Origin of the sequence: Selenomonas oralis (assembly GCF_051603425.1) — a bacterium.
GTDB lineage: Bacteria > Bacillota > Negativicutes > Selenomonadales > Selenomonadaceae > Selenomonas > Selenomonas sputigena_A.
Genome location: NZ_CP194411.1, coordinates 1,542,438 through 1,566,744 on the forward strand (window position 1 = coordinate 1,542,438; position 24,307 = coordinate 1,566,744).

Annotated in this window: 14 protein-coding genes; all 14 read left to right on the forward strand. The window is 53.4% G+C overall.

The features are described 5' to 3' along the window. Nucleotides 1-56: 56 nt before the first annotated feature. The 14 genes from ACRTGH_RS07315 (at nt 57) to ACRTGH_RS07380 (ending at nt 24,304) form a co-directional block, all read left to right on the forward strand. Complete coding sequence (locus tag ACRTGH_RS07315; RefSeq protein WP_368846536.1) at nt 57-926, forward strand: CDC27 family protein; 870 nt, start codon at nt 57-59, stop codon at nt 924-926. Nucleotides 927-948: 22 nt separating this feature from the next. Further along, the gene (locus ACRTGH_RS07320) at nt 949-2,385 is read left to right on the forward strand and encodes an O-linked N-acetylglucosamine transferase, SPINDLY family protein (protein ID WP_368846535.1); all 1,437 of its coding nucleotides are present in this window, start codon (nt 949-951) and stop codon (nt 2,383-2,385) included. A 14-nt stretch (nt 2,386-2,399) separates the two neighbouring features. Beyond that, nucleotides 2,400-3,635: a class I SAM-dependent methyltransferase gene (locus ACRTGH_RS07325; RefSeq protein ID WP_368846534.1), complete on the forward strand. Its 1,236-nt coding sequence runs from the start codon at nt 2,400-2,402 to the stop codon at nt 3,633-3,635. A 9-nt stretch (nt 3,636-3,644) separates the two neighbouring features. After that, on the forward strand, nt 3,645-5,441 hold the full coding sequence (locus ACRTGH_RS07330) for a glycosyltransferase family protein (RefSeq protein WP_368846533.1): 1,797 nt from the start codon (nt 3,645-3,647) through the stop codon (nt 5,439-5,441). Further along, on the forward strand, nt 5,438-8,986 hold the full coding sequence (locus tag ACRTGH_RS07335) for a glycosyltransferase (protein ID WP_368846532.1): 3,549 nt from the start codon (nt 5,438-5,440) through the stop codon (nt 8,984-8,986). Before ACRTGH_RS07330 ends, ACRTGH_RS07335 begins: the two co-directional genes overlap by 4 nt. 51 nt (nt 8,987-9,037) lie before the next feature. Continuing rightward, on the forward strand, nt 9,038-11,350 hold the full coding sequence (locus tag ACRTGH_RS07340; RefSeq protein WP_368846531.1) for a glycosyltransferase family 2 protein: 2,313 nt from the start codon (nt 9,038-9,040) through the stop codon (nt 11,348-11,350). A gap of 14 nt (nt 11,351-11,364) precedes the next feature. Then, nucleotides 11,365-12,081: a sugar phosphate nucleotidyltransferase gene (locus ACRTGH_RS07345; RefSeq protein WP_368846530.1), complete on the forward strand. Its 717-nt coding sequence runs from the start codon at nt 11,365-11,367 to the stop codon at nt 12,079-12,081. Between the two features lie 90 nt (nt 12,082-12,171). Further along, on the forward strand, nt 12,172-13,470 hold the full coding sequence (gene aepX, locus ACRTGH_RS07350) for a phosphoenolpyruvate mutase (protein ID WP_368846529.1): 1,299 nt from the start codon (nt 12,172-12,174) through the stop codon (nt 13,468-13,470). A 15-nt stretch (nt 13,471-13,485) separates the two neighbouring features. Next, a complete protein-coding gene (locus tag ACRTGH_RS07355; RefSeq protein ID WP_368846528.1) occupies nt 13,486-15,552 on the forward strand; it encodes a sulfatase-like hydrolase/transferase in 2,067 nt (688 codons plus the stop codon). Next, nucleotides 15,549-17,177, forward strand: a complete 1,629-nt coding sequence (locus ACRTGH_RS07360; RefSeq protein WP_368846527.1) for a glycosyltransferase family 2 protein — start codon at nt 15,549-15,551, stop codon at nt 17,175-17,177. The genes ACRTGH_RS07355 and ACRTGH_RS07360 overlap by 4 nt, the downstream gene beginning before the upstream one ends. Beyond that, nucleotides 17,167-19,002: a glycosyltransferase family 2 protein gene (locus tag ACRTGH_RS07365; protein ID WP_368846526.1), complete on the forward strand. Its 1,836-nt coding sequence runs from the start codon at nt 17,167-17,169 to the stop codon at nt 19,000-19,002. Before ACRTGH_RS07360 ends, ACRTGH_RS07365 begins: the two co-directional genes overlap by 11 nt. Nucleotides 19,003-19,037: 35 nt before the next feature. Next, nucleotides 19,038-21,221: a sulfatase-like hydrolase/transferase gene (locus ACRTGH_RS07370; RefSeq protein WP_368846525.1), complete on the forward strand. Its 2,184-nt coding sequence runs from the start codon at nt 19,038-19,040 to the stop codon at nt 21,219-21,221. Continuing rightward, nucleotides 21,221-23,365, forward strand: a complete 2,145-nt coding sequence (locus ACRTGH_RS07375; protein WP_368846524.1) for a sulfatase-like hydrolase/transferase — start codon at nt 21,221-21,223, stop codon at nt 23,363-23,365. The genes ACRTGH_RS07370 and ACRTGH_RS07375 overlap by 1 nt, the downstream gene beginning before the upstream one ends. A gap of 99 nt (nt 23,366-23,464) precedes the next feature. Continuing rightward, nucleotides 23,465-24,304, forward strand: a complete 840-nt coding sequence (locus ACRTGH_RS07380) for an N-acetylneuraminate synthase family protein (RefSeq protein WP_368846523.1) — start codon at nt 23,465-23,467, stop codon at nt 24,302-24,304. The last annotated feature ends 3 nt before the right edge of the window (nt 24,305-24,307 follow it).

Here is a 24,307-nt window from a genome sequence, read left to right on the forward strand (position 1 = left end):
TGCTTTTCCGATATAAGAACGTATAATGGATTTGAGGCTTTTAGGAGGAATATATCTTGTCGAAGTGGAGCAAAAAGAAGAAGCAGTATGGGGCAGCCGCATCGCCGGATGATCTGAAGCGGGAGCTTGCCGAGCAGATGGAGGACGAGGAGTACGGTGAGGCGCTTGGTACGGTTGCGGATATGATTCAGGCAGGCATACAGGACGCCGATGCTTTTTACGATGCGGCGTACAGTTACTTTATGAGCGGCGATTACGAGCGTGCGGCACAGTGGGTGGACAATACGCTGCGTTTTGCGCCGCAGCACATCAAGGCGCGCATCCTGCTCGCACGCATCTGCCTTTTGGAAGAGCGTACGGAAGACGGTCTTGCCATCTTTGAGTTCGTGCTGAAAAACTATGCAAATGAACTTTCGCCTGATGAGCGGGAGGATCTCGCCGAGGTGCTCGATTACTACGGCACGACGCAGGAAGCGGAGATCAGGGCAAGCTATCCTGCAATTGCTGCGTTCTTGCATCTTGCCCCGGCAGCGAATATGGAGACGGCGTCCTTCCAACCGCTTGTAGCGCCTCAGGTGCAGCCTTCGCCCAAGGTTATGCAGCCGCAGGCGGCGCCTGCCGCAGCGGAAGACGATTCTGCAGCCTCTGCTGAGCGCCTCTGCAGGGAAGTTCTCGCAAAGGAGGTTTCCCTTGCAGAGAAGCTTTGTCTCTTGAATTCTTTCGCCGGCGGCTTCTTCCTTGCGGGTGATTTCCCGGCGGCAAAGCTTTTGTTGAAAAAGGCATTGGAAATGGACGCCCATGACGAGGCTTCCCTGCGCAATATGTGCTATACGCTCGTCGCGTGCGGCGACAGAGATATGGCTCTGCAGCTTGTTTCCATGATGAAGGCGCCGGACTTCGGCATCCTCGCTGCTGTCCGTGGCTGAGATGCGTTCCTTTTCGGAAGAAATGGCGAGAGCCTATGCGTTCTTACAGCAGGGGCAGGCAGGGCTTGCCGTTGATATCCTGCGCCGCCTTTCCGGGACGCCGCTTTCGCCGCGCGCCGTTTTCGAGGTGAATGCGGCCATGGCTTCCGCCAGTGCATCCCTGGGCGATATACCGCAGCTGGTTGAAGCATATCGCCGGGCATGCGCCTCGGGGGGTGCTTTGCCGGAGGAGCACAGGGCAGCATACAGCAACTATCTCTTTGCCCTTCACTATCTGCCGGGTGTGAACGATGCCCGGCTTTTTGCTGAACATATCGCTTTTATGAGACTGTTTCCCGATGTAAGGCAATATGAGCATGGAGCGGAAAATCATAGGCACAAGAAAATCCGTCTGGCGTATCTTTCTCCGGACTTCGGCATGCAGACGAACACATTTTTTGTCGTGCAGCTTCTTGCCTGCCATGATCGTGAACGTTTTGAAGTTTATTGTTACAACGCACGCCCTCACGGGGGAGAGGTGGAAGAACAGCTGCGTTCTTTTGCCGATGTTTGGCGCGATGTGCCTGACTGGCAGGCGGCGGATATCGCGGCTCGTATTTATGAGGACGAGATCGATATCTTCATCGACTTATCGGGACATGCGGCTGGCGGTCATACGCTTGTGACAGCGGCATATCGCCCCGCCCCGGTACAGGTCACTGCTATCGGCTGGTTTGATACGACGGGGCTTCCTGCCGTGGATTATGTGCTTGCCGACCGTTGGGCTGTTCCGCCGGGAAGCGAAAAGTTTTTTCTCGAAAAGCCGCTGCGTCTGCAAAACCATTCGTTTCTTTGCTATACACCGCCGTCCAGCGTGCAGCATGTAACGCAGCAGCGCAAGAGGCATGAATCCATTGTTTTTGGCAGTTTCAATAACTTCTGCAAAATCACGGAGCCCCAGATGGGGCTTTGGCGTGAGATTCTGTGCCGAACACCGGGATCCCGGCTGATACTCAAGAACACGGGAGAACGTATGGCAGAGGAACGCCGCCTGCGCCGCATAGCGGCACGGATCGGCTTTTCCGAAGGAGAGGTGGAATTTAGAAGCGGCACGAGCGATTACCTCGCGCAGTATCTCGACATCGACATCGCCCTCGACACATACCCCTATCCGGGCGGCGGCACGACGTGCGATGCGCTTTTTATGGGCGTGCCTGTCATATCGCTTTACGGCGAGCGCTTTGGCTCGCGCTTCGGCTTGAGCCTCCTTTCCGCCTTAGGACTTCCCGAACTCGCTGCGGCAACTGTCGATGAATATGTGGAAAAGGCTGCAGCGCTTGCCGCTTCACCTGAAACCCTGGACGCGCTTCATGAGAGTTTGCGCGAGCGTATGAAAGCATCGCCATTGATGGATGGTCTGGGATATACGCGCGAAGTTGAGAGCCTCTATGAAAAGGCATGGCAGGAGTGGATCCAATAGAAGGAGAAGTTGTAATGAGTTTGCAATATTATACAAAAATGCTGAAAGGCCTTTGGCAAACGGGGGCTTTGACAGCAGAAGAGGTTTGCGGCAAAGATGTTCTGCTTATGGGCGCTTCCTGCTTTGGTGGAATGGCTGTTGCCATATTGCAGCAGCCATTTCTTTCTGCGGGTGCAAAGGTTGATTACATACCGTTTTTCAATGATACTGTTGGAATATCAGCCACTTTGGCAGAATTGGGAAAAACTCTGGGCGGCAGGTCGTATGACTTTGTTGTTCTCTTTGAGGGAATGGAAAGGGAACCGCATTTTGTCAAGAGTGCTGAGGCAGTGGCGAAATGCTGCCGCATCGGGGGCAAGCTGCTGCTCTTCCTCGAAACACCGGATGCTTTGGAAGAAGAACGCGGCGCAGCGAGTTGCCTGGAAACATCCTGGGCTTATGATCTGCAGGATGTTTCTAGTCTGTTTCCGGGTTTCTCCCTGCTTTTTCATATGCGGACGAATCCTGCTTTGCTGCTTGCTGCTAAGCTGGAAAAGCGGCGGGAAGCAAAGCCTTTGCATCCAACGGCTTTCAGTCGGCGTTTGAAGCGCCATGTCAGTGAAAAAAAGGGGCTGCAGGCAGGCTTCTTTCGTGATTTTCAGGAACTTGACCGCATCGGTGTGGAAGAGTTTACGGACAAATGCCGTTATCGTCATAATTATCTGCAGAAGTATGAATTTTTCCTGCGCGGCTTGAAGGATAAACCGCTGCGGCTTTTGGAACTCGGCGTATTTCAAGGCGGAAGTGAGCGCATGTGGAAGAGGTTCTTCCCGCAGGCGGAAATCTTTGGTGTGGATATTGATGAATCCTGCCGGATGCATGCGGCGGAGCGCATTGAGATTCGGATCGGCGATCTCTCGAAGGAAGAAGTTCTCGAGAGCCTTAAAGAGATTCGCCCGCATATCATTGTGGATGACGCCTCGCATATCTGGAGCCATCAGATCAAGGCTCTCTTTGCGCTTTTTCCTGCCCTGCCGAGCGGCGGCGTCTATATCCTTGAAGATTTGGAAACGTCTTTTCACCTGGAAGCGTTTCCGTCATACTGTGACGCCCCCTTGGACGCTTACACCGTAGCGGAACGCATCGCGCGCGTGGCGGCGAGCCGGAAGCCCTGTACGGAAGAACCGTTTGCGGAAGAGATTACAGAAATCGGCATGGCGACGGAGCTTGTGGCGACGATGCTTTCCAGCTGTATTTTCATCAAGAGATAGGGGAATGTCATGAACAAGATCGTCGCTATATCCTTGATTGCAGACAGTGCCGACATCATCGAAAGTTTTGTGCGCCATACTCTGACGTATGCGGATGAAATGCTCGTGGTCGATCACAAGAGCAGTGACGGTACATGGGGAATTCTGGAGGCTCTTGTGCAGGAAGGACTGCCGCTTTTGCTTGAACGGTATGAGCCGGCGGAGCTGTGCCATGAAGAGATCATGACGCAGCTCATGCACAGGGCAATCAAGGAATATGGCGCTGATATCGTTGTGCCGGTCGATGCCGACGAGTTCCTCGTCACAGAAGATGCGGCAAAGCCTTGCCGTGCAGTTCTTTTGCGCCTGCGGACGGATACGACCTTCTTTGCGTGGCACTGGATGTATGAGCTGCAGGAACCGGAAAAGGCGGTGACGGATTTTTTGCTCATACGCCCGCTTAGACGAAAGAAGCAGCATGAGGCGGTGCAGAAGGCGATCATTGGCCGCGATGTCATTGAAGACTATCCTTTGCTTGCACAGGGAACGCATTACCTCTATCGCCTAGAAAACGGCAGGCGGGTATCGGCTCCTGCTTTGGAAATCAGTTTCCTGCATTTCGCACATTTTCAGTGGCGCGGACCACTGCACACGGCTGTCAAGGCTCTGAACGGCTGGATTGGAAATGCGGCGAAGTATTCTTTGCATACCATGCGCTGTTACTATTGGAAGGAGCACTTTGACGCAGTGTTTCGCGGGGAGACGCCGGCAGTCGCACTCGCTTCGGAAGAGTGTGAGACTGTGCGTCAGCTTGTTTTGCCGGATAGAGAAATCCGCCTTTTGTATACGAAGGGAGGCGCTTTTTCGCCGCTGCAGAGCCTTATGTTACTGGCGGAGCAGCTGGCTGGGGATTTTGCTCAGGAACGTGTCCTCGCACGGCGAAAATGTGTGAGTGTCATCTTGCCGTACATGGGGGAAGCTGCTTCATGGCAGAAAGCCCTTGCCAGTGTCGTACAGCAGACGTATCCTTATATCGAGATCCTTGTCCTTGATATGGTTGGAGCTGCTGAATGGCTGGGACAGGCGATGGCTGCGCTGCCCTTGCCGCACAGCATTGTGGAGGCGCGAACCTCCGGCTGGGGAGAGAAATTGGCTCGGGCGGCGCTAGGGGAGTATGTCCAATGGGTTTTGCCGGGGGATGTCCTTTTGCCGGAAAAAATCATGCTGATGGTGACGGCGCTCGAACTTGACCCTGAATTGGATCTCGCCCTTTCGGATTCTGTAAATACTGTGACGGATGAAGGTGTTGCTTCGGAGACTCTTCCAGAATATGCTTTCCGCATGCAGCAGGCGCATTGCATTGTGGCGTCCGGCACATGGCATGCAAACTTTATTCTGTCGACAGGAACCACGCCGGAGGGCGGTCTGTCCTCCGTGCTCTCCCACCGCTCTGTGTTTGAACGCTGCGATTGGTTGGAAACCGCATTTTTCCGAGGACGTGTTTTTTCTTTGGCGGCTTTTTTCCTGCTCTTTCGGGGCAGGCCGAACGTTCAGGTTGACGTTTTTGAACTGCCGCTTTTGCGCCGAGAGAGAGAAATCGACAGGGAGGACATTCTTTGGCGTCTTCTGGAATGGGCGGCGCTTCTTGGAGCGGAAGCCGAAGCCTTTGGTATGGAGGGGATCCTGCAAGCGCGGAAGCTGCTGGAAGAACGACGCACGGTGCTGTTTGCGGAGCCTGAGCTGCGCTTGTTGGCCCATGTTCCTCGTTTGGAGACTGTGCTGGATGAACTGCTGCAGCTTCTTCCTGAAAGCAGGGAGAGCTTATGAAACATTTGACGAGTATCGTGATCCTCAGTTGGAATACGCTTGATTTTACGCGCGAATGCATCGAGAGCATACGTCGTTTCACGAAAGAAGGGACGTATGAAATCATCGTTGTCGATAATGCCTCGGAAGACGGATCACGCGAATGGCTGCGGGAGCAGACGGACGTGCGTCTTGTCGAGAATGCGAAAAACGAAGGCTTTCCCAAAGGATGCAACCAGGGCATGGCGCTTGCCCTTGGTACAGAGATTTGCCTGTTGAACTCCGATACGCTTGTGACGCCGCGTTGGCTCCCGCAGCTCCTGTCCGCACTTTATAGTGATGAAAGCATCGGGGCGGTGGGACCGGCCTCGAATGCTGTGAACAATTATCAACAAATTGATATGGACATTGTCCCAGCGGAGAAAGAGGGGCGCCCGGATGATTCTCTTCTGCCGGGGCGTTTTTCGTCAGAGGTTTTCGATTTTGCCGAGCGATACAATAAAACCGAGGCGGAAAAATGGCACCTGCATTTTTGCCTCTCAGGCTTTGCACTGCTTTTCAAGCGGACGGTTTATGAAAAGCTGGGCGGTTTTGATGAAGCGTTTTCCCCGGGAAATTTCGAGGACGACGATTATTGCTTGCGCATTCGTCAGGCGGGCTGGCAACTGCTCTTCTGCGAGGATACATTTATCTTCCACTATAACCATGGCTCTTTTATTGCGCGTGACGAGAAGAGCATGCGGGAGCATATGAAAAAATATGAGGAATTGCTGGAACGCAATTTCCGTTATTTCCAGAAGAAATGGAATGTCGATGACGATTATCCGAAGAACCGGATCACAGGCCTTTGGCGTCATTTGCCGGAGGGGCTTCCTGCGGCTGGTCGCATTCTCGATATCGACTGTGCCTGCGGTTTATCCCTCTTTCGGCTGCAGACGCTTTTTCCTGCGGCTGAAATCAGCGGCCTTACGCGTCATAAGGGGGATGCTGCTGTCGCTGCGTTTTCTTTCCCCGCTGCGTATTGCCCCGAGGTTGAGGCGGGAATCTTTGCACATCTCAAGGGAAAATATGATGTCATCATGCTGCATGACTGCATGGATGATGTGCGTGACGTGGAAAAATTCCGCGAAAAGCTCGGCCGTTATATGAATCCCGGCGGCGCAATCCTTTATGAATATGAGGGCAGAGCTGTTACGATGCGGTTTCATGCAGTGGAACCGTCAGAGGAAAAAGAAGAAAAGAACGAAGAAGAACAACTCTATTTATCGCATGTTCGTGCCGTCCGCGGGAAGATTGAGAGGGGAAGGGATCTTAGGAAAGCCGCAGCAGCGCTCGACAAACTGTCGGCTGTTTATCCCCAGCGCCTTGAGTATCTGTTCGCACGCGTCGCGCTGCTGCTCAAGCAAGGGGAGGACAAGCAGCTTTGCCGCGCCATGCTTGACGGCATGGATCAGGAATTTTATGCGCGTCCGGAGCTGACGGATCTTTTCCTGCTCAAGAGTCGCACCTTTCCGTCCGGCTCCCTTGGCGAGCGTCAGTGCCTTTTTTCCCGCGAGTATTACAAGACGGGTAAATTGCCGGCCGAGGCTTTTTCGAAACTTGCCGCTTGCCGGGAGAACTTCCGCATGACGGGCGATGCCGCTGCACTTCGCGCACTGGCAGAGCAGTATTACGTCGTGCGGGACTGGAACATGTACTTCGTGCTGCTGATGGCGGCGCTGAAGCTCGAAAAGCGCCTTACGGCTTGGGAAAAGGAAATTCTGGAAGACGCAGGCCAGGTGTTTCGCTGGCAGAAGACAGTCAATGTCGCCTATATCGCAAAGATGCTGCTGGGGGAAAAAACCTATACGTTCCTGCTTCCGTCGGAAACGGAAGACGAGGCCGTGCGAAGCCGCGACTTGGCGCGTGCTCTCGTCATACTCGGACAGCAGACGGTTGTTTTTCTGCCCGACGGCAGGGAAGAGCCTCTCAGTGCACCGTCGGCAGCAGCTGCCGCCCGCAATGCGGTTATGGCGGCGGCGGTTGAGGATACGTCCATCGTTGTCCGCTGTCCCCGTATTCTGGAGGCGGGACAGGCGCAGGATACGATGCCGGCGGCGATGCATCTCATAGCCTTTTCGCTCGAGCAGGACGCCGCGCCTGTCGTCTGTGCAAGCGACTGTCTGCTCGACCGCCTGCAGGAAACGGCGGCGTTGCGCCGCGATCTGCAGCGCCTGTCGTTCTCTCTGCCGCCCCAGTTTGCCCATGGGCTTGGGTTTGCCTGGTTGGGGCGCTATCGTGACTATGCGTGCCATGTTTACGGCGAGCGTCTTGTCGAGCGCATCGAAGAGCCTGCCGCCTGCGATTTTTCCATCGTCATTCCCGTGCGCAACTCCGCCGACACCCTGCGCCATACGCTGGAAACCTGCCTTGCACTTGAAGAAGCCGGAAGCTTTGAAATCGTCGTCAGCGATAATTCCGATGCGGGAAATGACGCGGTGAAAACCCTCTGTGAAGAGTTGGCTGCGCCGCAGATCCGCTATATTCGCACGCCCTTCGTGCTGGAATTGTCCAAGAGCTTCGAGTATGCGATTCTCCATGCGCGCGGGGAATTCATCATCCCGCTTGGTGCGGACGACGGAATCTATCCATGGGCGCTGTGCTATCTGAAAAAGGCGTTGGAAGAATATCCCGGGACGGAATGCATTGTTTGGAATCGCGATTTCTATACTTGGCCGGGATTTTTCGAAGAAGGCCGTCAGGATCTGGCAATCCACCTCTATGATAAGGAACAGCCGCTTTACGAAAAGTGGCCGCTTTGCAGAAATCTGCCGTTTTGGATGGAACACATGGGGACTGTGCTCTACAACTTGCCCCTGCTCTATATCAATTCAGGCTTTCGGCGGAGTTATATGATCTGGCTGCTGGAAAAGACGGGAAGGCTCTGGGACGGACCTTCCCAGGATATGTATATGGCGGCGGTGCAGCTTTTTCTGCGGGAAGATATCCTGCATATCCGACGCTCTTTGACGATGGCCGGCATGTCGGGACATTCAACGGGAGCAGGAACGCAAAATATGCAAAATGAGCTGACGGTATATGCGAGAGAAAATTTGGCGCAGCGTGTGCCGCTGTCACGCCAAATGGGAGAATATGTCTTGGCAGCAGGCGAGTATACGATTCCCTTTATCGCACGTGCGGGTTTCCTGAGCTTTTATATGAGCATCAAGCGTCTGTTCGATCGTGGAATCATCGACGAAGAAGCCAATCCGTTTTTGGAAATGGCATGGTTATGGCCGCGCTTTTTAAGACAGATCACGTCTCTCGATATACACTTTGAACGCGAATGGGGCTATGCTCTTTTCGCTGCGCATCTGGCGGGGGAAGATTGCCTGCGGGAGGTGCGTGCTGCCTATAAGGCGTCATGTGCAAGATTCGTGACATCGACAGGAGGTACAGGACTGGAACATGATGCCAAACTCGGGTTTGATGCACAGAATATGGCATTGAATATGGATGCTGCCGCCCTCGGCTGCGATACGGTCGCTGCAGCTGTCCGTTTCGGGAGTGGGCTATTGCATCTTTAAGGGAGAGAGGAATCTGAGGAATCGATGAAAATGCAGCAGGGAAAAAGAGATATGAATGTATATATGGCGCGGGTTCGAGCCATACGTCACAAAATCGAACACGAAAGGGACCTGGCAGATGCCGCAGCAGCGCTCGACAAACTGTCGGCTGTTTATCCCCAGCGCCTTGAGTATCTGCTCGCACGCGTCGCGTTGCTGCTCAAGCAGGGGGAGGACAAGCGGCTTTGCCGTGCAATGCTTGACGGCATGGATCAGGAATTTTATGCGCGCCCGGAGCTGACGGATCTTTTCCTGCTCAAGAGCCGCACCTTTCCGGCCGGCTCCCTGGGCGAGCGTCAATGCCTTTTTTCCGGGGAGTATTACAGAACGGGGGAATTGCCGGCCGAGGCTTTTTCGAAACTTGCCGCTAGCCGGGAGAACTTCCTCATGACGGGCGACGCTGCAGCGCTTCGCGCACTGGCAGAACAGTATTACATCGTGCGTGACTGGAACATGTACTTCGTTTTGATGATGGCTGTGTTGAAGCTTGAAGAGCGTCTTGGAGATTGGGAAGAAGAGCTTTTGGAAGACGCTGGCCAGACGTTTCTCTGGCAGAAGACGGCGAATGTCGCCTATATTGCAAAGATGCTGCTGGGGGAAAAAACCTATACGTTTTTGCTTCCGTCGGAAACGGAAGACGAGGCCGTGCGAAGCCGCGACTTGGCGCGTGCTCTTGCCATACTCGGCCAGCAGACGATCCTTTTCCTGCCCGACGGCAGGGAAGAGCCTCTCAGTGCGCCGTCGGCAGCAGCTGCCGCCCGCAATGCGGTTATGACGGCGGCGGTTGAGGAGATGTCCATCGTTGTCCGCTGTCCCCGTATTCTGGAGGCGGGACAGGCGCAGGATACGATGCCGGCGGTGATGCATCTCATAGCCTTTTCGCTCGAGCAGGACGCCGCGCCTGTCGTCTGTGCAAGCGACCGCCTGCTCGATCGTCTGCAAAAAGCGGCATCATTGCGCCGCGATCTGCAGCGGCTGTCGTTCTCCCTGTCGCCGCAGTTTGCCCATGGGCTTGGGTTTGCCTGGCTGGGGCGCTATCGTGACTATGCGTGCCATGTTTACGGCGAGCGTCTTGTCGAGTGCATCGAAGAGCCTGCCGCCTGTGATTTTTCTATTGTCATTCCCGTGCGCAATTCCGCCGACACCCTGCGCCATACGCTGGAAACCTGCCTTGCACTTGAAGAAGCCGGAAGCTTTGAAGTCGTCGTCAGCGATAATTCCGATGCGGGAAATAACGCGGTGAAAACCCTCTGTGAAGAGTTGGCTGTGCCGCAGATTCGCTATATTCGCACGCCCTTCGTGCTGGAATTGTCCAAGAGCTTCGAGTATGCGATTCTCCAGGCGCGCGGGGAATTCATCATCCCGCTTGGCGCAGATGACGGAATCTATCCATGGGCGCTGCGCTATCTGAAAAAGGCGCTGGAAGAGTATCCATCGATGGACTGCATTGTTTGGGATCGTGACTTCTATACTTGGCCGGGATTCTATGAAGAAGGGATGCAAGCGCTGACTGTCGGTCTCTATGACAAGGAACAGCCTCTTTATGAAAAGTGGCTGCTGCGCAGAGAACTGCCGTTTTGGATGGAACGCATGGGGACTGTGCTCTACAACTTGCCCCTGCTCTATATCAATTCAGGCTTTCGGCGGAGCTATATGATCTGGCTGCTGGAAAAGACGGGAAGGCTCTGGGACGGACCTTCCCAGGATATGTATATGGCGGCTGTGCAGCTCTTTTTGCGGGAAGATATCCTGCATATCCGATGCTCCTTAACGATGGCCGGTCAGTCGGGTCATTCAACGGGAGCAGCGACGCAGATCGGGCAAAATGATCTGGCTGCACACGCGAAGTCGGATTTAGCGAAACGCCTGCCGCTGTCATGCCAAATGGGCGAATATGTGCGTGCGGCGGGCGAGTGCATGATTCCTTATATTATACGCGCAGATTTTTTGGCCTTTTATATGAGCATCAGACGTCTTTCCGATCGGGGGATTGCAGACGAGAAAGCACAGCCGTTTTTGGAAATGGGCTGGCTGTTGCCGCGTTTTCTTGAACGGATTGCCTCGTTCGATATGAGTTTTGAGCGCGAATGGGGCTATGCGCTTGCCGCGGGGCGTCTGGGCGGGGAAGATTGCCTGCGGGAAGTGCGTTCTGCCTATGGAGCGGCATGCACAAAACTTGAAGCGGCAGGAAAGCTAAAGTTTGGGCGCATTGCAGAACTCGGATTTCATGCACGGAGCATGAAACTGGATGTAGATGCTGCCGCCCTCGGCTGCGATACGGTTGCTGCGGCTGTCCGTCTTGGGAGTGAAGTTCTGCATCTTTGAAAAGGAAATGAAGAATGGAAAATACATATTATCGTGCCGAGCGTGCTGTCATTCTTGCGGCGGGACGCGGTGAACGGCTGCGTCCCCTGACGGATCAGATGCCGAAACCCATGGTGCGTGTCGGCGAAAGGCGCATCATCGATACCTTGCTTTGTGCAATACGAGCGGCAGGCATTTCGGAAATCTATATTGTACGCGGTTATTTGGGGGAGAAGTTCGAGATCCTCCGAGAGGAGTATCCCGAAATCAAGTTTATCGACAATCCGTTGTGGCATGAGGCGAATAATGTGACGTCCGTCCTTGCGGCGGGAAGGCTCGTGGAAAATGCCTTCATCATTGAGGGCGATCTCTTCCTGCAGAATCCTGCCTTGCTTCATCCGGTGCAGCAGACATCAAATTATCTGGCGATTCCCGTTGAAGAAACGGACGATTGGTGTTTTTTCCCCGATGAAAACGGCATTATACGTCGTATGTCCGTCGGCGGCAGGAATTGCTGGAAGATGGTTGGCATATCCTATTGGACACCGGAGGATGGGAGAAAGCTTGCACGCTCGATGCAGCGTCTCTTTGACAGTCCCGGCGGGCCTGCACGGTACTGGGATGAAGCGGCGCTTGCCGATGATATGGATGACTTTGCGATTCATGTGCGTCCGTGCCGTGAGGAGGATGTGCAGGAGATCGATACCGTGGCGGAGCTGGAGGCTCTCAGGCAGCTTGCCATGGAAAGCTAAGGAGGCAGGCCGAAGGCGCAGACCGATTGGATAGGTTTCTGCAAGGTGTGAGGACATAGATCCTCAAAGTTTATGGGGAAAGAGGCTGACATGGAAAAAATTGCTTATGCGTGCTTCTGCACGGATGTGCTTCATGAAGGGCACAGGAATATCCTGCGCGAAGCCAAGAAACGCGGTACAGTTGTGGCAGGCGTCCTATCGGATCGCGAGATGGTTCGTTACAATCGATTTCCCATCATATCTCTTGAAGAGCGCATTGCACTTCTGGAAAATGAACCGGAGGTGTCGCGCGTCATTGTACAGGATACCATCATGTACGATGGGGTGATCGCGGAACTTCGGCCGGATTTTGTTATACATGGGGATAACTGGCGCGGGGGACCGATGTCGTCGATTCGCCGCAATGTCTTGAAGAATCTGGAAAGAATGGGAGGGGAACTCATCGAGGTTCCCTATACATGGAACCCTGCGGTTAAAAAAATCGATGAACGTATGAAGGAAAGGCTTGTCATGCCTGAATTCCGGCGACGCCGCCTGCGTCGCTTGCTGGATATTGTCCCCATCGTCAAGACCATCGAGGTGCACGACGGGCTTACGGGACTTCTGGCGGAAAAGACCGTTGTCGAACACGAGGGGGGGCTTGACCAGTTTGACGCTCTTTGGATCTCAAGCCTTTGCGATTCGACGGCGAAGGGAAAGCCTGATATCGAGCTTGTCGACATGTCGTCGCGCATCCGCACGATTGATGACGTCATGGATGTCACGACGAAACCCATCATCCTCGATGCCGATACGGGCGGTCTCATCGAGCATTTCGTTTATCATGTGCATACTTTGGAGCGCATGGGGGTCTCAGCCGTGATCTTGGAGGACAAGATCGGGCTCAAGAAGAACTCTCTCTTTGGGACGGAGGTCGAGCAGCAGCAGGATACCATCGAACATTTTGCGGCAAAGATTGCGGCGGGAAAGGAAGCGCAGCGTACAGATGATTTCATGATCATTGCGCGCATCGAGAGCCTGATTTTGGAAAAGGGGCTGGCGGATGCCCTGGAGCGTGCCGAAGCCTATGTTGCGGCAGGTGCAGACGGCATCATGATACATTCGCGCCGGAAGGAGCCCGCCGAGGTATTTGCCTTTGCCGATGCCTTCCGCAAAAGGCATCCTGCCGTACCCCTTGTCGCTGTGCCGACTTCTTATTGTGCCGTGACGGAAGCCGAGCTGCAGAGCCATGGCATAAATATCGTAATCTATGCGAATCAGCTCACGCGCAGCGCCTTTCCGGCGATGGAGCGCACGGCCAAATCCATCCTGCAGCACCATCGAGCGCTTGAAGCTGATGCAGGGCTGATGCCGTTCAAGGAGATTATCCGTCTGATTGATGATATTTAAGGGAAGTGGGAACCCATGGGAGCGACAGGACAGGCGGCTTGGGAAACTGCCGAGGAGGATGCACTGTTTTGCTGGCTCACGGACGCCGTGCGCACAGAAAACTATACAGAGGAATACTGTGAGAAATTAGAAGCGTACCAAAGCGTCACGGCAAACGAGGCGGCGGTCTTTTACTTCGCGGCACGCCTGGCTTTTTCTCTTGACGAGCTGCACGAAGCGTACCGGTTGGCTCATGAGGCGTATAAGAGGAGAAAACTCAGCCATAAAATCTGGCAGCTTCTCTTTCAGCTTGATGATGCTCTGGGGTTTGATGAGGAGGCGATATTCTTCAAGGCGCTTTGCCAGCAGCATATGGATATATCCGTAGGCGTCCCTCGTTTTGACAATCCTGCTTACCAGGACAGTCTTTTCAAAGGATTCCTCATGGTGCAGGCACCGCCCTTTCGCTTTGATTTTGCGGAAACGCCGGATGGAGAGCAAACGTTGCTGCTCATGAGCTCCGTGGGGCAGTTCCTTTTGAGCGAGCCTGGTACGGACGTCTCCTATCGCTATTATTGCGGGGTTTATAATGCTTGGGATTTTTTCCATATACGAGCGAACAGCCTGGATTGGATGAAACGCGGCGGCGCATCGCTCCTGGGGGATTACAGTGGATTCGTTTTCGATATCATGAAAGCGCGGCGCATGGAAAGAACCGCTGAAATCCAGGGGGAATGCATTCTGCCTGCAGCTGCGTCCGCAGAAAATCAGAGACTTTTGCTGCGAGAAGGAAAGACGGAAGGAAGTGTTTTCCTGGGTCGTGAGGAATTCCGCTTCCTGAGGCTTTCCGGTGAAACACATCTCGAATCAACAGAGCCTTTTGTTATGGGAGCGCCAATACGGTTAGGGCATAGTCCGAGACGGAAAAGGCTTGTGCTGAATATCCTGCTTGATGGGTTGAGCTGGCCGGCGATGAAGCTCAATGAATTCCGGCATATACCGAATCTTATAAAGTTTTTTTCCAAAGGAATTATTTTTAATAACAATTACTCTGTGTCGGAATATACCTTTGTATCGCTTGGCACGATTGAGACAGGCATGGCGATGCATCGTTCCCAGGTCGTTTGGGATAAACCGATGTTTACACTGGAAAAAGATATCGTGACGATTTCTGAGCAGATGAAAGCACTCGGTTACTATTGCGTGAACGTCATGGGGGATGGGCGCGGTATTTATGACGGGGTGACGCGCGGTTTTGATCGGCTGATCGTCAATCCCTATCTTGCCATTCCTGCCTATGAAGGCGTAGAACGCACGATCTCCCATCTTGAAGCTTTTGAGGAATGTGACAACTATGTATTTCTCCATGTGAGTGATCCTCATCCGATGTCGAGCATAATGGTGCCGCTTTCCCCTAAGACACAAACACATTTCCCGTGGCAGGGGATGATTGTGCAGGATGAGGAGGATGGTGTTTCCGTGCGCCTTCCTTTCAACGATGTTTATATCTACGATAATCCCTATCGTATCGAGGCAATGGATCGAGTGCTTGGGCAGCTTTTTGCCTATATAGAGGAACATTATGCGCCGGAGGATTTCATTATTCATGCTTACTCCGACCACGGCAGTGCGGTTTATACGGAAGATCCGTGGTACTTCTCGGAAGCACAGTGCGGTGCAGCATTGCTGGTGCGGGGCGCCGGAATCCCACAGATCGGGTTTGCCGAGGAGCTTACCGGCAATCTCGATATCTATCCCATTATGGAAAAAACCGTAGGCTTTTCTGCGCCGCCTGGGCAGCTTGACGGCAGTCTGCCGCGTGCTTTTGGCGGCGAAGGCCGCCGCTATGCAATCAGTAATTCCATTTATCCGGGACAGACGTATAAACTCAGCATACGTACAATGGAGCATGAATTCCGCCTTGAATCGGAAAAACCGACGCATCACGACGGCACGGTGGATATGAGCCTTTTTTCCAGTCATATCTATACGCGCGATGCAGCGCATAGGGAAGTGTTTGACGAAGCGCTGCATGCGGAATTTCTTTCCCTTGCGCACAGCCACACAGTTTCGTTCCATGAACGTTGGGAGGAAGATCGATGAGTTGTTTGGAACCTGTCTCTCTGCCGCTCGTGAGCATCCTGATGCCGACCCACAACCGTCCGGAATTTTTCCGCTTGGCGCTTGAAAGCGCCCTGGCGCAGACGTATGCGAATATCGAAATCCTTGTCAGCGACAACAGCGACGACGAAAACACGGCAGAGCTTATGAAGCACTATGCGAAGGATACGCGCATCCGCTATAAGAGAAACCGGGGCTTTGACAGCGAAAGCAACTGGCTTTGGCCGCTTGGCGAGGCGCGCGGCGAATATTTTGCTTACCTCTTCGATGACGATTTGTTTGCCCCCGAGAAGATTGCACGCATGGCAGCGATCTTTCAAGAAGAGGAAGGGATTGTCCTTGTGACCTCGAGGTGCATGGAAATTGATGCGCAGGGGCGTGAAATATGCGGGAAGGCAAGGTGCAGGGAGGGTTTTGCCGCCGGCCGCGTCAAGGGAAAGCAAGCGATAATGGCAATGGTGGACGGACAGGTAAATCTCGTCGGTGAATTTACGGCAGCGCTCGTGCCGCGTCGTTTCCGGAGCTTTGTAGAGGCTGTTTTGAGAGCGAGAACGGCATTGCCGGATGTGGAAGTATGGGTGCGCATCCTGCAGGAAGGAGACCTTTATTTTTTCTCCGAACCGCTGGGTTTTGTGCGTCGTCATGCGGGACAGAGAACGACCAATCCTTATGTGCATATTGACGGTGTTTTTCGTTGGGCGTGGCTTATCGGGCAGGAGCTGCGCACGGCGGATCAAGCGCAGAAGCGCTTCTTGCTCGAAAAGTTGGGGGAGCTTCTTTTTTATGGCTTTGATACATGGCAGCGGGTGCAGCATATTCTGACGCGGGAGAATATTACAGAGGAAGGCGTTGAGCAACGTTGCTGTGAAAGGGATTTCTTTGCGCTTGTCGACGCCTGGGCCAAAGAGCTCCACGCGCTTGGGAAAACAGAGCTTTCCTTTTTGCCGCGTTTTGCAGGCATTGCTGATTTCTGGGGAAGCCCTCGGGGAAAGCGGTGCTTGCTTCTCCTTGAACTTGACGGTGCGATGGATGTGTCTGCCCTGCGCTTTTTGGTGCAGGAGGCGTCGGGAGATTTTGATATCTGTTTTTTAGGCGAAGGAGAATTGCAGGGCAGGAGATTTGCGCAGGAGAGCGGCAGCTCTCTTTTGGAAGGGAGACCGGGTGAAAACGTATTCCTTTGCAACACCGCAGTGCGGCTGCACCCTGAGGCGGAAATCATCGTGCGAGTGCCGGCCTCCTGCCGTCTGCAAAGTGGCTCTTTGCGGGAACTTGTTTCTTGCTTTGAGCATTTGCAAAAGGAGGCGCGTTACAGCGTGGGATGCGTCATTCCCCTGTCTGGGGGGGAATTTCATCCCGATTCAGGGCGGGTCATAGATATTCCGTCGGAAAGCGCCGCTGTTTATACTTTTGCGAATTATGATCCGGCACCGTTGGGAGCGTGTCTTCTGACGCGTCTTTTCTGGCTGCAGCTCGGCGGCTTTTGTCGGGAAGAAGAACTTCGGGCATATTGCACAAAGCATGGCTATGGCATTGCCGTGGCGAAAAAAGCTGCTGCCCATTGGTATGCTCCCGGGGGAAAGAAAGGAGAGAATCATCTTGAAAAATAAACTGAACGAGCTGGTCTCCACGATGCGCGAGCTTGCCCTTTATGCGAGTTCCCTGCCGCAGGAAAAGGAGAAAGAAATTGCAGCAGCAGCACAGGATATAGCGACGGCCGCAGGTCATATCCGGGAACATCTTTCCTGCCTGCAGGAAGATGCAACTCTCTCGGGACGTTATCTGGAAAATATAGTCGCGTCGGCTGGACGTATAGGAAACGATGTTTCCCGCTATGCAACCCGCATGGCCTTTGAGCTCGTGCCGTTCATTTCAGAGCTTTGCCGCTTTCTTCCCGTGGAGCTTGGGATGCTGGATTGGGAGAAATATACAAGACGGCGTGAGGAGGCGTCGCACCGGCTTGAAAACTTTTATGTGCGGGAGCCGCGTTTTCGTGTGAGCATCATCCTTACGGCATTCAATAAATTGGAATATACAAAGATAGCCGTTGAAAACATTTATCGTCATACGGATTTCGAGCGTCTCGGCGTGGAATTGATCACGGTGAACAACGGCTCTTCTGATGGTACAGCGGAATACTTTGCGTCCTTGCCGAACGAGAAGAAAATGGATCTTGCTGTAAATATCCCGGGACAACAGTGCTGCCATTATCTTGCCGAGGGGAAGTATACCGTGGGCTTTGCCAACGACGTCGTTGCGACGAGCCGCTGGCTCGACAACCTGCTCGCCTGCATCGAGTCGGATGAACGCATCTTTTGGGTTGTGCCGACATGTAATGCGGACGGTATCTCAAACAACCAGGGGACGGAAGTCTCTTATCAAAATACGTTTAGGGATATGGACAAGATGCAGGTCTTTGCGGCGCAGCATAATCATGCAGACCCATCCAAATGGGAGGATTTCAGCCTGCTTATGCCGTTCCTGTCTATCTATCGCACACTGCGGCAGCAGGAGTTTTCCCTCTGCGATCTCCGTTATGCAAAAGAGCTCCTCTTTATCGATGACGATCTCAGTACGATGCTGCGGCGTACAGGATATCGTCAAGTGCTTGCACGCGATACCTTTATGCATCATTTCGGCTCGGTTACGCTTGACGAAAACCGTGCAGTCTATGAAGAAAAGATGGAGGAAATGCGCAAAGTTTATCAAAAAAAATGGGGTGTCGATGCCTGGGATTCGCGCAAATACTTTCGTTGCTTTGAAGAAATTCTGCCGCCGATATCTGCAGGGGAGAAGACCTCTTGCCTCGTACTGGAACCTCTTTTTTGTATAAGTATGTTCCGGGTGCTGAACCATTTCCGCAGGCAGGGAGCTGCAGGCGCACGATTTGTTGCTGCCGGGATTGATCGCCGCTACGAACCGGATGCAAAGCCTTTTTTTGACGTGTGCGTTTTTCGGGATTCTTGGTCGGAAGTCCTTGCGGAAATCGAGGGAGAATTCTCTTTAATCATAAGCGGCTGCCTTTTGAACGATATGTTTCTGGGACATATTGAGCCGTTTCTTGAGAGGCTATATGATCATTTGGCTCCGGGGGGGCATATCATCCTGCCGGTGAGCAATCGCCGCAGTGCCGGCTTCCTGCAAAGTCTGCTGCGCTATGAAGGCGAGCCTTCCGCCGAGCACACGGCGTTCGAATTCATGGGGTTCAGTCCTACGCGCTTGAAGCAGCAGCTGAAGAAAAATGAAAAGCTTTGCCACAGCAATATTGTGCGCATTCAGGAGGATGATCCATCACAGGTGAAGTTTGTGGAGAGATTGCTCGAACTCGTCAATGAAGAGATTCATCCGCTCACGGAGGAGCGGATGGAGGCTTTGCGCAGCGACTTGCAGGTGCAGTTGTTTTATTTGATCGTTTGGCGCCAAGCAGAGGATTGATTGGAGCTGCGTAAGGCGTATCGGAGGGAAGAGTCATGGCGTTGATGTTGGAAAGCCGGGAGGAAACAAGCTATCGTGAAAATAGTGAAAAGTCCCGGCAACTGTTTTCTGTATTGCTGGAAAAGAGCAGGCGCGGTGAGTATGATGATGGATTCCTTGCCGTACTCGTCGACTATCAGGCGCTTTTTCCCGCTTCTGAAAACTTCGATATTTTCTATGCGCGCTATGCGCTCGCGCATGGCAATGCAGCAGTGGCGCTTGAAGCGGCGCAGAAGGCTTATGCCAAGAAAAAGTATCATTACGAGGTATGGAAGATTCTCATAGAGTGCTATAAGCGCCTCGGTGATATGCGAAACCTTCTTATTATTGAAGGAGTCGCAAGTCGTGTATATCGTATTCCGATTGATGTACCCATTGAACGGGCAAAGCTCAAGGACTCGCTTGACCTTCTGTCGCTTGCGATGGGGACACCGATGCACGCACCTTACGTCATAGGGCGTGCGCACCTTGGGGAAAATGGTTTGGAGGCGCTGCCGGGAGCCTTTGTCGGGGAATTTTTGCCGAGTTTTGCAGAGACGTGCGGTGATTATCGTTATTGGAGCGGCATTTTTGTGGATATGTCGACCTTGGACGCAAAAGCAAGTCTCTTCGAACGGCTTAGGAATGAACCGGCGCTTGTGGCATCTGCGGAGGAACTGATCTTTGATGTCATGAAGTCGAAGCAAGTGGAGGCGCAGACTGTGGTTGATGTGCCGGGTGCGGGAGATTCGAAGGCGGCAGGGCGGCAGGATATCATCGTGCCGTTGGCCGGTACAGAGACGGGGCAGAAAATTCGTTTTCGCAATCCTTCCGTCGACGAAATTTCCATGCGCCTTGGCAAATGGGCCTACAGTTTCTTCCGTCTTGGCGAGCGGACGGAGATCGAGTCCGCTGCCCCTTTCATTGTGGGGAAACCGATCCGTCTGGGGCATAGTCCCCGGCGCAGAAAGCTTGTTTTGCATCTGCTCGTTGACGCTCTTTGCTGGCCTGCCATGAAAAAATATCATTTTGAACAGATGCCGAATCTTATGCGGTTTTTTTCCAAAGGAGTCATTTTCAACAATAACTTTTCTGTGGCAGAGTATACATATCCTTCCCTTGCAACAATCGAAACGGGACTATATCCGCATCATTCCCAGATGTTCAATTCGACCTGCATGGGGGAACTTTCGCCTTCGTTTCTGACACTTTCCGAACAGATGGAGCGTCTGGGGTATTATTGTGTGAATGTTTGGGGTGATTCGAGCGGCATTTATAATGGTGCAACGCGCGGTTATGACAGGCTTCTGCTAAATCCCGGCGGTACCGGTCTTTATGCCTATCGCGGGGTTCAGTATGCCATTGAGACGATGCGTGCTTTTGCCGAGTGCGATCAGTTTCTTTTTCTGCATGTACAGGACGCTCATCCGGCCACGTCGGCTAATTGGCAGATGCCTTTGGCAACGCAGACATTGCTGCCTTTGCTCGAACGTCTCGATAAGACGCCTGAGGACGTGCCCAGTGTTGATCGCGTGCGTTCGCCCCTTTATGTTGATGCGATTCTTGAGGGAATGTGGCGTGTCGATCGAAGCTTGGGCGAGTTGTTTTCCTATATAGAAGAAAATTATGAAGAGGACGAGTATGTCGTGCAGGTCTATTCCGATCACGGGGGGGCTGTGTTCAATGATACGATCGATTATATCAGTGAGAGTCTCACTGGTACGGTATGGATGCTGCGCGGTGCGGGTGTGCCGCAAAAGGGCTTTGTTGATGAGATGACGAGTATACTCGACATCTACCCAACGGCAGCGCATCTTGCGGGCTTTGCGCCGCCGGATGATCTTGACGGCAGCCTGCCGCAGGTTTTTGGAGGTGCGGGACGCGAGCACACGGTATCCTATTCGCTGTTTCCGGGAAAGCCGTACAGAATGGCTGTTCGGACGAAGACACATGAATTCCGCCTTGAATCTGAGGAGATTGTCGATGAGGACGGCTCGGTGGATCTCAGGCGGCCGAGACAGCAGCTTTTTTGCCGGGGTGAGAAACGGCGCGAGATTCGGGACGATGCACTTCAGCAAAGCTTTTTGGCCTTGGCGCGTGAGTATACAGCTGCTATGGATACGCGCGGGGAAGTTTGGCCGGAGAAGCGCGCCCTGCGTGCCTCCTGGTTCGGAAACGAGGGGACGGGAGGGGAAAGGTGATGGAACGGAATATACGGGAAGTCTCCTCTTTAGAAGAACGATATTACCAGGAAAAGTGTGCGCGTGGTTATGCACTTTTTGAAGCCTTGAAGGAAAAGGAGGAGAGGCGCGAATACGATGATGCATTTCTCGCTCTGCTTGTCGACTATAGAGAGCTCTTTCCGCATTCTGAAAATGTGGATATTTTTTATGCGCATTATGCCATTGCGCATGGCAGCTACAGCGTGGCATTGGAAACGGCGGAAAGGTCGTACGCCAAGAAGAAGTGCCACTATGAAATCTGGAAGATTCTTATCGCTTGTTACAAGTATTTCGGCAATACATGGCAGCAGCTCATGATCGAGGGTATGGCAAGTCATGTATATCGTCTGCCGGTCAAGGCTGCGCTGCCGCGGGAAAGGCTTCAGGAGTACCTTGATCTTCTGTCGCTTGCCACAGGAGAACCTGTCTATGCACCTCTGGCGAAAAGTCGGACACATTTTGAGAATGGTGCGTTGACAGAAAGCTGCGGTGTTTTTGCAGGAGAGTTTTTGCCGTCTCTGCGTGAAGTGCAGGACGTCTATCGCTATTGGGTCGGCGCTTATATCGGGCGCGGCGGTTTGGACAACAAGGGGAGACTGCTGGAAATACTCAAAGATGATTCACGTTTTTGCGCTATGGGAGGAGCGGATTTCGTGTTCGATATCATGAAGTCGCGCCTTGTGTCAGATCATGTCGCCATAGATGAAGGATGTGAGGTTCTCGTGCCGCTCATCGGTACGAAGGAGAGCCAGGAGATTCACTTTTCAGGAGAAAAGCTGGAAACGAATGCCGCATTTCTCGGCAAATGGGCCACGAGCTTTTACCGGATCGGTGAAAAGACGCAAATCACTTCCTGCGAGCCGTTTCTTATGGGGGAGCCCATCCCGCTGCTGCATAGTTCCCGGCGTAAAAAGTTCGTTTTGCACATTTTGGCTGACGGTCTTTGCTGGACGGCGATGAAACAGCACGGCTTTTCCTTGATGCCGAATCTCATGAAATTCTTCCTGAAGGGCATCATTTTTAATAATCATTTTTCTGTGGCAGAGTATACGTACCCTTCGCTGGCAACGATTGAGACAGGATGCCATCTGCATCGCCTGCAAACGTTCAACTCTACTTGCATGAACGAGCTGGATGAGGGCTATGTCACGTTGTCGGAGCAGATGAAAAGGCTTGGCTACTATTGTACAAGTCTTTTGGGCGATGGCAGCGGCATATATAACGGCGTGACGCGCGGTCACGACCGCCTCCTCGTCAACGCCTGGGAGCTTTCCGCCCACGAAGGCATGGAACGGACGATTCAAAGCCTCAAAGCATTTGCCGAATGTGACAGTTTCTTATTTCTGCACTTTACCGATACGCATCCGTGGCCCTCATGCTCTGTGCAGCTGCCGCTTTCTACGCAGACCGGTGCAGCGCTTGCTGAGCGCATAAAAGGCGCAGGCGCAGCCGTGCCGAGCGTGTATTTGCCGCATGAACCGCTTTTTGCAGCGGCCGCACGTGAAAGCATGGCTTCTGTCGACCAAAACCTAGGCATGCTGTTTTCCTATATCGAGGAAAATTACGCAGAAGACGAGTATATCGTGCAGCTTTACTCGGATCATGGCTCTGCCGTACTCGTTGATGAGCCGCCGTATCTCATGGGAACGGCACAGACAGGAGCTTCCTGGATGCTGCGCGGCGCGGGTGTGCCGCAGAAGGGGCTTGTCGATGAGCTGACGAGTGCATTGGACATTTATCCGGCTGCAGCACGGCTCGTTGGTTTTGAGGTTCCTGCAGGATTGGACGGCAATCTGCCGGAGATCCTAGGAGGAAAACAGCGGGAATATGTCGTCAGCAACTCGATCTTTCCCGGGCAAACCTATAAGCTTTGCATACGTACAGCAGAATATGAATTCCGGTTGGAATCGCAGGAGGTTGTCGATGAGGACGGCGGTGTTGATTTGCGCCGGCCAAAGATGCAGCTTTTCCGCCGCACAGACACGGCGCGGGAAATCGAGGACGGGGCGATGCTGGGACGTTTTCTTTCTGTCGCGCGGCAGCATACGGCGTCGTTTGATACGCGCGGAGAGATTTGGCCGGAGAAGCGCGCCTTGCGCAAGTCGTGGTATCCGGGGGCATAATGTGGTTAAGAAAATGGAAAATATTACGATATAAAAACGATAGGATGTGTTTAGGCATTATGCCTTGAACGTGGGTTTTGCAGGATGGAGCGTGTATATATGAAGAATGGAACTAAGAAAGTTTTTTTTATTGCTGAAATCGGTATCAATCACAACGGCGACATGAAGCTGGCCAAGGAACTGATCGACGTATCGGTCGATGCGGGCTGTGATGCCGTGAAATTCCAGAAACGCACGGTTGACAAGGTCTATACGGCGGAATACCTTGCGGAACCACGGGAAAGCCCATGGGGAACGACGCAGCGCGAGCAGAAGGAAGGGCTTGAGTTCGGTCTTGAGGAGTACCGGGAGATCGACCGTTACTGCAAGGAAAAGGGTATTGAATGGTTCGCTTCGGTCTGGGATCTCGATTCGCAGTTTTTCCTGCGCCAGTTTGATCTCAAGTACAACAAGGTGGCGTCGGCGATGCTCGGCAACATGGAACTTCTCGAGGAAATGGCGAAAGAAGGCCGTTACACATATATATCCACGGGCATGAGCACATGGGAAGAGGTGGATGCCGCCATCGAAGTTTTCCGCCGCCATGCGTGCCCCTTCGAGGTACTGCACTGCAACAGCACGTACCCGATGGCGGTTGAGGATGCGAATCTTCTTTTGATTCCGGAACTGCGCGCGCGCTATGATGCGCCGGTCGGTTTCAGCAGCCATGAGACTGGTTATGTGGCGACGCTTGGCGCCGTGGCGTTGGGCGCAACGTCGATCGAGCGCCATATCACGCTGGATACGGGAATGTATGGATCGGACCAGAAGGCTTCCATCGAGCCCGGCCCTTTGAAGCAGCTTGTGGCGGATATCCGTGCGATGGAGTCTGCGCTTGGCACGGGCAAGAAGACGCTGAGCCCGGCGGAGATGGCCGTGCGCAAGAAGCTTCGGGGTTGAGCC